11 protein-coding genes and 1 other annotated feature are annotated in these 12,716 nt (G+C 40.7%); of the genes, 1 reads left to right on the top strand and 10 read right to left on the bottom strand.

Going from position 1 to position 12,716, the window contains the following annotated elements; all coding sequences use genetic code 11:
• Positions 1–157: 157 nt before the first annotated feature.
• Entirely contained in the window at positions 158–400 is a 243-nt protein-coding gene (locus N780_RS14525; protein WP_036785642.1) for a hypothetical protein, read from the top strand.
• 7 nt (positions 401–407) lie between these two features.
• Here N780_RS14525 and N780_RS14520 read toward each other — a convergent pair whose 3' ends face one another.
• From N780_RS14520 to N780_RS14470, 10 genes are all read right to left on the bottom strand, one after another.
• Complete coding sequence (locus N780_RS14520) at positions 408–2,120, bottom strand: peptidoglycan D,D-transpeptidase FtsI family protein (RefSeq protein ID WP_036785639.1); 1,713 nt, start codon at positions 2,118–2,120, stop codon at positions 408–410.
• A 935-nt stretch (positions 2,121–3,055) separates the two neighbouring features.
• A complete protein-coding gene (gene greA, locus N780_RS14510; RefSeq protein WP_036785633.1) occupies positions 3,056–3,532 on the bottom strand; it encodes a transcription elongation factor GreA in 477 nt (158 codons plus the stop codon).
• Positions 3,533–3,717: 185 nt separating this feature from the next.
• Complete coding sequence (gene udk, locus N780_RS14505; protein WP_036785630.1) at positions 3,718–4,350, bottom strand: uridine kinase; 633 nt, start codon at positions 4,348–4,350, stop codon at positions 3,718–3,720.
• A gap of 125 nt (positions 4,351–4,475) precedes the next feature.
• Complete coding sequence (locus N780_RS14500; RefSeq protein ID WP_036785628.1) at positions 4,476–5,114, bottom strand: O-methyltransferase; 639 nt, start codon at positions 5,112–5,114, stop codon at positions 4,476–4,478.
• A gap of 120 nt (positions 5,115–5,234) precedes the next feature.
• On the bottom strand, positions 5,235–6,353 hold the full coding sequence (gene mltG, locus N780_RS14495) for an endolytic transglycosylase MltG (RefSeq protein WP_052115095.1): 1,119 nt from the start codon (positions 6,351–6,353) through the stop codon (positions 5,235–5,237).
• A gap of 625 nt (positions 6,354–6,978) precedes the next feature.
• The gene (locus N780_RS14490) at positions 6,979–7,263 is read right to left on the bottom strand and encodes a DUF1292 domain-containing protein (protein WP_036785625.1); all 285 of its coding nucleotides are present in this window, start codon (positions 7,261–7,263) and stop codon (positions 6,979–6,981) included.
• Positions 7,264–7,272: 9 nt separating this feature from the next.
• Entirely contained in the window at positions 7,273–7,692 is a 420-nt protein-coding gene (gene ruvX / locus N780_RS14485; protein WP_036785622.1) for a Holliday junction resolvase RuvX, read from the bottom strand.
• Position 7,693: 1 nt separating this feature from the next.
• The gene (locus tag N780_RS14480) at positions 7,694–7,960 is read right to left on the bottom strand and encodes an IreB family regulatory phosphoprotein (RefSeq protein ID WP_036785619.1); all 267 of its coding nucleotides are present in this window, start codon (positions 7,958–7,960) and stop codon (positions 7,694–7,696) included.
• 90 nt (positions 7,961–8,050) lie between these two features.
• Positions 8,051–10,696 carry an alanine--tRNA ligase gene (alaS, locus tag N780_RS14475; protein ID WP_036785617.1) on the bottom strand — a complete coding sequence of 882 codons (2,646 nt, stop codon included), beginning with the start codon at positions 10,694–10,696 and terminating at the stop codon, positions 8,051–8,053.
• Between the two features lie 88 nt (positions 10,697–10,784).
• Positions 10,785–11,020, bottom strand: a binding site (T-box leader).
• A gap of 56 nt (positions 11,021–11,076) precedes the next feature.
• Positions 11,077–12,144 carry an AI-2E family transporter gene (locus N780_RS14470; protein ID WP_036785614.1) on the bottom strand — a complete coding sequence of 356 codons (1,068 nt, stop codon included), beginning with the start codon at positions 12,142–12,144 and terminating at the stop codon, positions 11,077–11,079.
• Positions 12,145–12,716: the final 572 nt, after the last annotated feature.

Here is a 12,716-nt window from a genome sequence, read left to right as displayed (position 1 = left end):
ATTCATTATACTATGCAAAATGGATAGAACCAAGAAATCCTAAGAAAGGTTTTGTGAATTTTTGTCGATTGTTTTCTAATTTTGGTGAATTAGAGGAATCATTTGTATTTTGTCTAATATAATGTGTACAAGAATAGAAAATAAGGTGGTGGAGCAAATGAACGTAACTAACTTTAACAAGAAAGCGTGGAATTTATCTCATTTCAGCAAAATCGGATACTGTAAAGAAAAGAAACGTTTGTGCATCTACTTCCTTAACGGGTTTACGATGGAAGTATACGATGTGGAAGAAAGTGTTGTGTTTGAATTTATTATCAGTTTAGAGAAAGAAGCCTTTATACGAAACAACTTGGCATCACAATATTGCGTCTCTTTTTATGCAAGCCCACTACGCGCCTGAAGGGCTCCTACTCAAAAGCAGGGTCCCTTCTTTTCATTTCTTCCATATTTTCTTGTTCATATAGATAGGAGACCATGTCTTTATATACTGAATAGGTAGGTTCTGATTGTTTGGAATTCAACGTTACCACCACCATGGCATACTTTGGTTTATCATAGGGGAAATAGCCTGCAAACCAGTGGTGAAAAATCTCCTTCTTCCTGCCGTCCTCATTTTCTACTTCTGCAGTACCTGATTTTCCAGCTATGTTCAACCCTTGTAATTTGCTGGCTGTACCTTGTCCAGTAGGTACCTGTTGCAATAATTCTTGAAGCTTTAAAGCACTGTATGAGGAAAGACGATTATCCAAATCTATATGCTCAGGAAATGCGATAAACTCTGATCCGTTCTTATACAGTATTTCCGTCACACCACGAACTTCCTTCTTGATTCCTTTAGATGCAATCGTCGCCATCATATTTGTCATGGATAGAGGACTGATTTTAACATCTAATTGACCAATAGCAGTTTGCGAAATAGCTAGTGGAACCATTTTCTGAGGGTCAGATCCCCATATTTGATTGCGATCTTCCCGCCCAAATTGCTTGAAATCCTTGAGACGGAATAGATCTCCCTTCCATCCAACAAAATCTGTTATACCAAGCTTAGCTGCATAATTCTCAAGCACATCTTTATCATACGCCATCATTTCATTGGCAATCTTAGCAAATGTGTAATTACAACTTTGCGCAAAGCTTTCTTCAAATGTTAAAAAACCAAGAGAACGACTTGGCTCCTTCCCTTCATTTATACTTAAATTGCAATTATATGTCTCTCTTATATTTACATTAGGATGCTCAATGGCAGCCGCAGCGACAACTGTTTTAAATACAGAACCAGGGGAATAACTTTTTATCATATGATTTTCATATTTATTAGGATCATTTGAGTCCACTTCAGGACGACTTACCATAGCGAGAACATTTCTTGTTTCTATATCCATTAAAACTAATCCGCCCTCCTCCATACCTGAAGCATCAATTAATGTTTCAGCTTGTTGCTGGAGTTCAAGGTCAAGGGTCGTTTTAACCTGAACAGGGTAATACGGATCTTGTTGTCCTAAATAGTTTACATTTAGACCAAACAAAGGATCCCCTTTTCCATCTACGTGATATAATAACTTTTCTTCATCTTCAGACGATAAGAATTCTTCAAATGTCTCCTCTAATCCCGACGCCCCTTTATTCCTTACAACACCTAAAAAGTGCGTTGCCACATCCGGATCGCCTGGCTTCGCCCTATTCACGGAAATCATTCCAGGGAAATTAAGTTCTTGAAAAGCTTTATATTCTTCATTGGTTAATGTACGGCCTATTTGATCTGACATATAAAACGGCTCCACGCTTTGATTAATCCATTGTTTCAATTTCCAAGAAGGTTCATTAACTAGTGCCGCCACTTCTTCCATTGGAACATCGATCTTTTTAAGAAACGGAAAGAATACAACGTCTAATTGGGGAGGATTCGTTACTGAAACCCCATTACGATCCAAGAAACTTCCCCTCCCGTTATGAAGCAGAACAGACTGCGTTCGCTGGTCTACACTCGCTTCTAATAAATTTACATCTTTCTTACCAAACCGCTCGGTTGAGATTAATTGGATGTCAGCTAATCTATATAAAAGAACACTAAATAAAAAGATTAAACTTATGGCTACAACTATCGTTCGCTTCACCTTCACAACGCGTCACCTCACGCATCATTATCTCCAGTCTAATGACGCACTAAACCCCGCGGACCTTCGATATTCATATCCCTCTATGATAAATCCATATAACCCCCCCTCATATGGAACACTCGAATCTGGGAGAATGTTTCCGTTTGCTTTAGTTGAGTTTAAGGTGGGCCTGGAAACCACTCGCTTTCCTGTGGGGAGCTGGTGAGCCTCCTCACCCGGCAAGGCCGGGCTCCGGGGTCTCACCTAGGCTCTTCTGCCCACGGGAGTCTCGCAGTTTCCAGGCCCACCTTTCCCGTATTGGGAGATACGGAAACAAGCCACATGTAGATTTAATTAGGCATCAGGAACGCCCAAGTAGCGGGGCCGTTCGTACTTCACATGGCAAAGGGTGTCTAGGGAACGGGGAGACTCCTACGGGAGAAAGAGGTCTACGAGACCCCGGAACGAAGTGAGTAAGGAGGCTCTAAAAAGAAAGGGGAAGTTCGACTAAAACCGTCACGTCCTATGACAACGTCGAACGACCCCACATCGTGTGGGGCCGCCCGTGGAAAGCGAGTCGTTCCCCAGCCCCCCGCTGATGTTTTCGAACGTTCCTACATCTCCAAGGGTGAGAGTTGCGAGGGCACCACATATGGTATGTTTCCGTTACACGTTATATGGCAGAGGTGGTTCGGGAAATTGCGAGACTCCTGCGGCAGTAGGAGCCTAGGGGAGACCCCGGAGGGAGCGAATGCGACTGAGGAGGCTCCCCAGCTCGCCGCGGAAAGCGAGTGATTTCCCGAAACACCTCACGCGCTAACAACGCAAACGGAAACGGAAACATTCTCTCAACTAGATTGTTCAACAATCCTGGTCCTTGAACAAGATTGTCTTAAACAATAACCATATAAAAAAGCCCATTGGAGAGGGACTCCGATGGGCTTGTCTGTATTTATTTACTATTCAACATTAACAATTTTAACGTTGATATCGCCACCAGGGGTAGCGACTGTTACTTTTTCTCCAATAGTATGTCCTAAAAGACTTTTAGCCATTGGAGAGTCGTTTGAGATTTTTCCTTCAAACGGATCAGCTTCTGCACTTCCGACGATTGTGTATGTTTCTTCATCACCGTCAGGGAGTTCTTGGAATGTGACTGATTTACCAAGTGAAACCTCGTCACTATTTCCAGCATCGCTTTCGATGATTTCTGCATTACGAATCATGTTTTCCACTTGGGAAATACGTGATTCTACAAATGCTTGTTCATCTTTAGCAGCGTCATACTCTGAGTTCTCGGAAAGGTCCCCGAAACCACGAGCAATCTTAATACGTTCCACAACTTCTTGACGCTTTTCTGTTTTCAAATACTTCAGTTCGTCCTCTAACTTCTGCAAACCTTCTTCGGTCATATAATAACTTTTTTCTTCAGACATCCTCAATCACTCCTTCATACAATACAAAAGAAATACCCAAATCCTTATATAAAAATGAGCGGCACAATAGCTGTGCGCTCAAACTAAACGTTATTATTTTATAAAAGAAAATGGCGTTCTAGAACTACTACCACATATCATGGCAGATTTTTAATCCGTTTTCAACAATTTTATCTATTTATGCTCTAATTTCCCTTTTCTTGGATAATGGTCTTGATTTTAGAAGCCATCAAGTCGATTGCAACATGGTTTTGACCACCTTCTGGAATGATGATGTCTGCATACCGTTTTGTAGGCTCTACAAATTGAAGGTGCATAGGGCGTACAACGTTGATGTACTGTTCAATAACCGAGTCGATTGTTCTGCCTCTCTCTTTAATATCACGCAAAAGACGGCGAACAATACGCACATCTGCATCCGTATCAACAAAAACTTTAATATCCATTAAATCACGAAGACGTGGATCCTCAAGAACCATAATTCCCTCTAGAATGATGACATCCTTAGAATCAACTGGAATCACATCCTCTGAACGTGTATGGATTTTGTAATCATACACCGGCTTTTCTACTGATTCTTTTTGGATGAGCTTTTGTACATGCTCGATTAGTAAATCGTTATCGAAAGCGAGTGGATGGTCGTAATTGGTTTTTAAACGTTCCTCAAAAGGTAAATGGCTTTGATCTTTATAATAATAATCTTGTTCCATCATCAAGATTGTTTTGTCAGTGAACTGCTGAATAATAGAACGGGTAACGGTTGTTTTCCCTGATCCAGTTCCACCAGCGACACCTATGACTACGGGCTTATCACTCATGCTGCTTCTCCTTTCGATTGTTCGTACGATTATGTTATGAGGCAATAGAATTATCATCACGAGTTCATTATCTATTTTATTAAACTCAAGATTTAATTCACTAGAAGTACCTCTTTCTTATTCTTCTATCTCTTTACGCTAATAGCTACTCCATCTCCAACCGGAACGATTGTGGTCTGGTATTCTGGATGCTGTACGAGCCATTCATTATAGGTTCTGATTTTACGAGCAATTTTAGCAATATTAGATCCATCAGCTGGATCATCTGCAACAAATCCTTTAAACAAGACATTGTCAGAAATAACCATACCATTTGACTCTAGCTCTGGTGTGAATAGCTCGAAGAACCTTTGGTATTGGCCTTTAGCTGCATCGATAAACAATACATCAAATGGCCCTTTTGCTTTTAAACTATCTGCTAAATCAAAAGCATCTCCAAACAATACGTGGACACGATTTTCTAGACCTAGTTTCGTTATATTGCGAACAGCTTCCTTATACCTTTGTTCATCTCTCTCAATAGATACAACTTCACAATTTGGGTAGCTCTTCGCCATTTGTATGGCAGAATATCCAATTGCTGCACCGATCTCTAATATTCGTGCAGGTTGTTTAATTCGAATCATTTGTTGCAAAAATTCTATCCCTAAGGGTTCCATAATCGGTACATGATTCTCATTTGCGTAAGATTCTATTGCCTTAATGTCATCTTCTCTTTGGTCAATAGTTTGCATCAAATAGTGTTCTAATTTTGGATCGATCATACCTCTTTCCCCCCTTAACATAGAATTTAATCATATTTTCTTGGTTTATCACAACCCTCTTATTTTAGCATAAAAAAAGTAGGAAATGCGAGAGGTTTTGCCCTCACATCCCTACAAATATTAATTAATGTATTTATTTTTCTTTCTGTTATGCTCATCTAACGTTTCAGAATAGTAAATCGTACCATCTGAAGCAGCTAAGAAATATAAATTGTTGGAATCCGTTGGGTTTACAGTTGCTTCAACTGCATTTTCCGCAAAGTTCGAAATTGGCCCAATTGGCAAGTCTTTTACATGGTAGGTGTTATAAGGCGATTCTACCTCTAAGTCTTCGTACAACACGCGATCTTTATGTTCACCTAAAGCATACAACACCGTTGGGTCTGTTTGAAGAGGCATCCCTTCTTCTAAACGGTTATAAAACACTTCCGCAATTTTTTGTCGATCTGCCTTTGTCTTGGCTTCATTTTCTACCAGGGAAGCCATAGTAACCCCTTCATGAACACTTAATCCACGATCTTTCATATTAGCAATATAAGGTTCTAGAACCTTCTCTGTTTTATTAATCATTTTCTCTACAATTGTCTTTACTGAAGGATCCTCTTCATAGAAATCATAGGTTGCAGCAAATAAATATCCTTCAAGAGGCGTTCTAATCTCAGGATCTAGAATCGCTTCAGATAAAATTAATGGATGTTTTTCAATTAATGATTCAATATACTCAGGATCATTAACTTGCTTCATAAATTCTTCTTTTTTAATGCTTGTCTTTTTGGAATAAATATCAGCAATTTGTTCTATCGTTTTTCCTTCTGGTATGGTTACCGTTAATAAAGGATCTTTTACCACTTTACCTGTCTTTAATGCTTCAATGAGATCCTCAGGCGTCATAGCTTGGGTGAAAGAATATTCACCTGCTTGAAATCCAGATTCGTTTTTAAACTTCACATAGAATCGAAACACACGACTATCCTTGATCACATTTTGCTCTTCTAAAATGGAGGCTATTTGTGACACGGAAGAACCTATTGGAATTTCTACCTTTTCTTTTGTCGTGTCATCTGGGTCTACCGGTTCTAAAGCGGAGCTTATGTAGACATACCCCGTTATCCCAACAACAGCTATTACCGTTATAACTACAGCGAGTACGATGGCTACGATTTTACGAACAGTTTTCGCTTCCGCACTACGCTTGATTTGGTTATCTTTCATTGGATCATCATGATTCGACGAAGACATGACATTTCCTCCTTCCATCCGCTATATTATACTATAATTCCCCTTTATGTTTCTATCATTTGCTGAAAATTTACATCTTTTGATATTTATTTTGTCGTATTCAGAAAACTTGAAGTTGAGACATTTTATAGTGTTTGAGGCCGTTACGTTTATAAGAGCAAGGGCAGGCTTGGGGACAACTCGCTTTCCTGCGGGGAGCTGGGGACCCTCCTCGAACGCTTTCGCTCTCTGCGGGGTCTCCCCTAGGCTCCTTCTCCCGCGGGAGTCTCGCAGTCCCCAAGCCTGCCCTGACGTTAATTAGATGAACGGACCCGCTTCTTTATAGTTGCTCTTAAATCTCCTACCTCCCAAATATGACGCATTTCACTCTCTCCCCATTTGAAAAAGGTGGGAATGAATATTGCGAGACCCCTGCGAGAGAGCTAGACGAGCTGAAAAGAAAGTGAGAGTTCCACCAAAGCCGCCCACCCTGTGACAACTTCGAACGCCCACGTCGTGTGCAGCCGCGAAAAGCGAGTCGTTCCCTAGACACCTAACATTTAATAAAAGTAACGGTCCTATTCTTACTAAAATATACCGGCCTCATTTGGACATAAAAAAGAGGCCCTTGTGGGGGCCTCATTTTTTATTCTTGTTCGTCTACTAGTGTGTTTAGTACTTCTTCAACCATTTCCCACTCTTCATCAGATTCGATCTGGTATAGAGCTAGGTCATCGTCGTCGTTTTCTTTTTCTTGGTAACGGAAAGCAAATACTTCAACTTCTTCGTCTGATTCTTGTTGCTCTGCTGGAACAACAGCGATATAAGAGTGACCTGTTTGGTCAACATCGAAGCTGAATAGTACTTCGAATAAATGTTCTTCACCGTTTTCATCTGGAATAATAATTCGCTCTTTTTCTTCTAGACTCATATTAACACCTCAATTTGAATTAGCATCTAAATAGCTTTGTAAAATCATTACAGCAGCCATTTTATCAATGACTTTCTTTCGTTTACTACGACTGACATCTGCATCTAGCAACACGCGTTCTGCTGCCATTGTAGTTAGTCGCTCGTCCCATAAAACTGACGGAACGTTGAAGTAAGCCTCTGCTTTTTCTGCGAAGACTTGAGAAGCTTCACCTCTTGGTCCAATCGTACCATTCATGTTTTTCGGAAGTCCAATAACTAGTTTACTCACTTCATGTTCTTTCATGTATGGTTCTAGTTTTTTAAAGGCATCTTCATACTCACCTTCTGTCCAGCGAAGGGTTGTTAACCCTTGCGCTGTCCAGCCAAAAGCATCGCTTACTGCGAGCCCTATTGTTTTTTCTCCTACATCTAAAGCAATTGTTTTCATGTTAACCCTCTTGTTGTTGTTCTAGATAGAATTTCACTAGTTCTTCAATCAATTCATCACGTTCCATCTTGCGAATTAGATTCCGAGCATCTTTGTGACGAGGAATGTAAGCAGGATCCCCGGATAATAAATAGCCCACGATCTGATTGATCGGGTTATACCCTTTTTCCCTTAGAGCTTCATGAACCGAAAGCAAGACTTCTTTTACATTTTCATCAAACGGTTCTTCTGGAAAATTGAATTTCATTGTTTTATCCATGGAACTCATACAATCACCTCTCTATAGATGTACCCACATATCGCTTACGTGTAAGCTTCATTTTGAGAATACAGCTAGTTTTTAACTATCTATTTCCTATTATCCTTGATTTGCAACGGTTTGAACATATGTTTTTGCATAGTTTACCGCTTCTTCTACTTGATCAGGATTTTTACCTCCTGCTTGTGCCATATCAGGACGGCCACCTCCGCCGCCGCCGCAACGAGTAGCTACTTCTTTGATCAGATTCCCTGCGTGATATCCTTGATCGATTAAATCTTTTGTTACACCTGATACTAACTGTACTTTACCATTGTTAACAGATGCAAGAAGAATAATGCCTGAAGATACTTTTTGTTTTAAGTCATCTAACATATTCCTTAGTGCATTCATATCAGATACGTCGACTTGCTTAGCTAATAGAGAAACGCCTTCTACTTCTTCAAATTGATCTAAGATAGAAGATGCTTCAAGATTAGATAATTTAGCAGAAAGAGATTCTTTCTCTCTTTGTACTTCTTTCATTTCTTGATAAAATCCTTCAATACGCTCTGGAACAGTGTCTGGTTTCGTTTTTAATAGGTCAGCTGCTTTGTTTAATAGAACTTCTTTCCCGTTCATATACTCATAGGCACCTTTTCCGGTAACAGCCTCAATACGACGAGTACCCGCGCCTATGCCAGATTCTGCAATAATCTTAAACAAACCAATTTCCGCTGTATTGTAAACGTGGCAACCCCCACATAGCTCAACAGAGTAATCGCCAACTTTAACAACACGTACTTCATCGCCGTATTTCTCTCCAAACAGAGCCATCGCACCCATGTCTTTTGCTTCTTGCAAGGTGTGGTTATCGATCGCAACCGGTATGGATTCCCATACTTTTTCATTTACTGCTGTTTCAATCTGCTCGATCTCTTCTTCTGAAACGGATCCAAAGTGAGAGAAGTCAAAACGCAAACGATCTCCGGTTACAAGAGAACCAGCCTGATTAACATGTTCACCTAGAACATCTTTTAGAGCTTGGTGCAACAAGTGGGTAGCTGTATGGTTTTTAACAACGTGAGAACGATTTCCGCGTTCTACTGTAGCTCTTACTTGCTCGTCTTTTCCAATAGTTCCTTCTTGAACAATCGCACGATGTAAATTCTGACCGTTTGGCGCTTTTTGAACATCTAATACTTCAAGGGTTGCAGATTCAGTTTGGATATATCCTTTATCGGCAATCTGTCCACCACTTTCTGCATAGAAAGGCGTTTTCTCTAGGAAGATATAAACCTCTTCACCAGCTTGTGCCTCAGATGCGAAATCTTTATTCTTCACAAGCTCTGTAATGGTGGTATATGTTTCAAGATTGTCATAGCCAACAAATTCACTAGCTACTGTTACTTCTCCCAGCACACCTTCTTGTACAGACATAGAGTCTACTTTCTGACGAGCATTACGAGCGCGCTCTCTTTGACGTTCCATTTCTTGCTGAAAGCCTTCTTCGTCAAGTGTGAATCCTGCTTCGTGAACGTATTCCTCGGTCAATTCTTTAGGGAACCCATATGTGTCATATAAGCGGAACACTTCTGTACCCGGGAATACATTCTTCCCTTTAGCCGTTTCCTCTTTAATAATTTCCGTCAAGATTGATAAACCATCATTTAACGTCTCATGGAAGCGTTCTTCTTCATTTTTAACAACCGTCTCAATAAAGTCTTGCTTTTTCTTCACTTCTGGATAGAAATCTTCCATGATGTCTGCCACATGTTCAACTAACTTAAACATAAATGGTTCATGGATTCCAATTTGTTTAGCGTAACGTACTGCACGACGAAGCAAACGACGAAGAACATACCCACGACCTTCATTGGAAGGAAGAGCTCCATCTCCAACAGCAAACGTTACGGTACGCACGTGGTCCGCAATAACTTTAAAGGAAACATCCTTCTCTTCGTCTTTACCGTACGATGTATCTGCTAGCTTTTCAGTATGCTCAATAACAGATTTAAATAAGTCTGTTTCAAAGTTGGTTGGTGTATCTTGAATAACAGAGACAATACGTTCTAGACCCATCCCTGTATCAATATTTTTCTTTGGAAGTGGTGTATAGGTGTCATCTGGATTGTGGTTAAACTGGGAGAACACCAAGTTCCAAATTTCAAGATAACGCTCATTTTCCCCACCTGGGTAAAGCTCAGGGTCCTTTGGATCATTTCCGTATTTCTCACCACGATCATAGAAAATTTCTGTGTTTGGACCACTCGGACCTTCACCAATATCCCAGAAATTCTCTTCAAGACGAATGATGCGCTCTTCTGGTACGCCTACATCATCTTTCCACATGTTGAATGCTTCATCATCTTCAGGGTGAACGGTTACGGATAACTTCTCTGGATCAAAGCCAATCCAATCAGGGCTCGTTAAGAATTCCCAAGCATATTCAATGGCTTCTTTCTTGAAGTAATCTCCGATTGAGAAGTTCCCTAGCATTTCAAAGAATGTATGGTGACGTGCTGTCTTACCTACATTTTCAATGTCATTCGTACGAATCGACTTTTGCGCGTTTACAATACGAGGATTGTCAGGGATCACACTACCGTCAAAATATTTCTTTAAAGTTGCTACCCCACTATTAATCCAAAGTAGTGTTGGGTCTTCGTATGGAACAAGAGATGCACTAGGCTCAACGCTATGTCCTTTCTCTTTGAAGTAATCAAGGTACATTTGGCGCACTTGTGCAGAGGTTAATGTTTTCATGGAAGGGGCCTCCTTATATTTTCGAATACAACAGCGTATAGATCGAGTATGTACAATTAAACATAAAAAACTCCCGTCCTGCATTATATGCAGGGACGAGAGTTTTCGCGGTACCACCCTGATTATGAATTTATTAAAAAATTCATCACTTTATGTAGAGTTTGTTATACCTCTACTCCCGCTATAACGGAGCGAAACCCGGCAGTATTTACCTGCACTCAGGAATTAGCGTTCCATAGCCCTTCATCTAAAACTCCTTCCAGCCAAGGGAGTTTCTCTCTAGTCAGATGGTCTGCTATGTACTCGATCCTTCTACGTATTGTTTATCCGATTCTAGTCATTTGTTTATGCCAAAATTATAGAAAACAAAATGCCAAATGTCAACGTTCCTGCCGAAACATCTTCGTATGATGGATTAGAACTCGAATAATGGTGAGAACTGGAACAGCTATAATCATACCGATAATGCCACCGATCTCTCCTCCAATTAACAGAGCAAAGATAATAAGGACTGGGTGCATGTGGAGACTCTTTCCCACAATAAATGGTGACAATAAGTTACTTTCTATGAGTTGAACGATAAATACAGCAATAACGACGAAAAGCACCATCTTCGTCGACATCGTAAATGCAATCACCACGGCTGGCACCGCTCCAATAATCGGACCAAAATAAGGAATAATGTTCGTAATTCCCATAACCCCTCCAAGGATTAGAGGGAACTTCATTCCAATCAACCACAATGCAAGCATTGAAATCAAGCCAACAAATAAACACACAAGAAGCTGTCCACGAATGTAACTTCCTAAGCTTTTATCTATATCACGTAAGACTTCCTTCCCCTCTTCTCGGTACCGCTTTGGAGTTAATTTATAGAGCGTTGTAGACATAATTGGATAATCTTTCAACATGTAAAAAACGAGAACAGGAATGACCGCGAGAATAATAAATACATCAAACATACCGGTTAAACGGTTTCCAATAGAAAGAATGAAATCCTCACCCAGTTGTTCTACATTTGTTAACATGACATCCATGCGGTCATGAACAGTCTCTGGCAGGAACGACGTCCGTTCATACATCTCATAGATCCACTGCCTATACGTTTCAACAAACCCCGGCAAACTTTCACTTAAACCTTTAACTTGCTTTAAAAATAACGGATAAGCTTTATATACCACATATCCAATTCCACCAAAGACAAAGATATAAATCATTGTTATGGCAAGCCAACGTGGAACATTACGATGATATAATCCCTCTACTATAGGGTGCAGTAAATATGCAATAAACAAGGACACGATGAATGGGATAAAAAGACGAAATAAAATTTGCAAAAACGCTTCATAAAAAGGAAAGAGCTTTACAATTAAATATACGATTAATAACACTAACAACACTAATACAGACCTATAAATCCATTGAAGCGTTAAAGATCCTTTTCCCATCAATTTCACCCCACTCTCCTATTTATATTAGGTTGAATGGTTTATGAAGCTTTTATACCTATCGCTTACAGATTTTCTAGTTAAGCTATTACGCAACCTCTGCCACAAAAGCCCCTGTAGCTGAGAAAGTGTTTCCGTGAGCTAGATTAAGCGTAAGGTGATTCGGGAAATCACTCCCTTTCCGCGGCGAGCTGTGGAGCCTCCTCAATCGCTACGCGCTTTCCGGGGTCTCACCTAGGCTCCTAGTGCCGCAGGAGTCTCGCAATTTCCCGAATCACCTTTGCCACAGATAGAAACAACGGAAACACGCGACATGAGCAGATTGGTGTTGAACCCGCACGCGTAGTCAGGGGGCCGTTGCGCTACTTATAGCTAGGGGTGTCTGGGGAACGGGGAGACTCCTACGGGAGAAAGAGGTCGACGAGACCCCGGAGCGAGCGAAGGGAGTGAGGAGGCTCGACAGCTCGCCCGTGGAAAGCGAGCCGTTCCCCAGACACCCCTACCACACAATAAACATAATGGCCCTATTCACGCTAAAGTGTCTCAGGCATATTTGAAAATAAAAACAGGCC

This window comes from Pontibacillus chungwhensis BH030062, from assembly GCF_000770675.1.
Classification (GTDB): domain Bacteria; phylum Bacillota; class Bacilli; order Bacillales; family BH030062; genus Pontibacillus; species Pontibacillus chungwhensis.
Note: the sequence above shows the minus strand (reverse complement) of the source record. Positions and strands in the feature narration are given on the sequence as shown.

Bases quoted from the DNA above. Each gene is read 5' to 3' on its own strand.
- N780_RS14525 (WP_036785642.1), top strand. From the start codon at position 158: ATGAACGTAACTAACTTTAACAAGAAAGCGTGGAATTTATCTCATTTC.
- N780_RS14500 (WP_036785628.1), bottom strand. From the start codon at position 5,114: ATGATCGATCCAAAATTAGAACACTATTTGATGCAAACTATTGACCAA.
- greA (WP_036785633.1), bottom strand. From the start codon at position 3,532: ATGTCTGAAGAAAAAAGTTATTATATGACCGAAGAAGGTTTGCAGAAG.
- N780_RS14470 (WP_036785614.1), bottom strand. From the start codon at position 12,144: ATGGGAAAAGGATCTTTAACGCTTCAATGGATTTATAGGTCTGTATTA.
- alaS (WP_036785617.1), bottom strand. From the start codon at position 10,696: ATGAAAACATTAACCTCTGCACAAGTGCGCCAAATGTACCTTGATTAC.
- ruvX (WP_036785622.1), bottom strand. From the start codon at position 7,692: ATGAAAACAATTGCTTTAGATGTAGGAGAAAAAACAATAGGGCTCGCA.
- mltG (WP_052115095.1), bottom strand. From the start codon at position 6,353: ATGTCTTCGTCGAATCATGATGATCCAATGAAAGATAACCAAATCAAG.
- N780_RS14480 (WP_036785619.1), bottom strand. From the start codon at position 7,960: ATGAGTTCCATGGATAAAACAATGAAATTCAATTTTCCAGAAGAACCG.
- N780_RS14490 (WP_036785625.1), bottom strand. From the start codon at position 7,263: ATGAGTCTAGAAGAAAAAGAGCGAATTATTATTCCAGATGAAAACGGT.
- udk (WP_036785630.1), bottom strand. From the start codon at position 4,350: ATGAGTGATAAGCCCGTAGTCATAGGTGTCGCTGGTGGAACTGGATCA.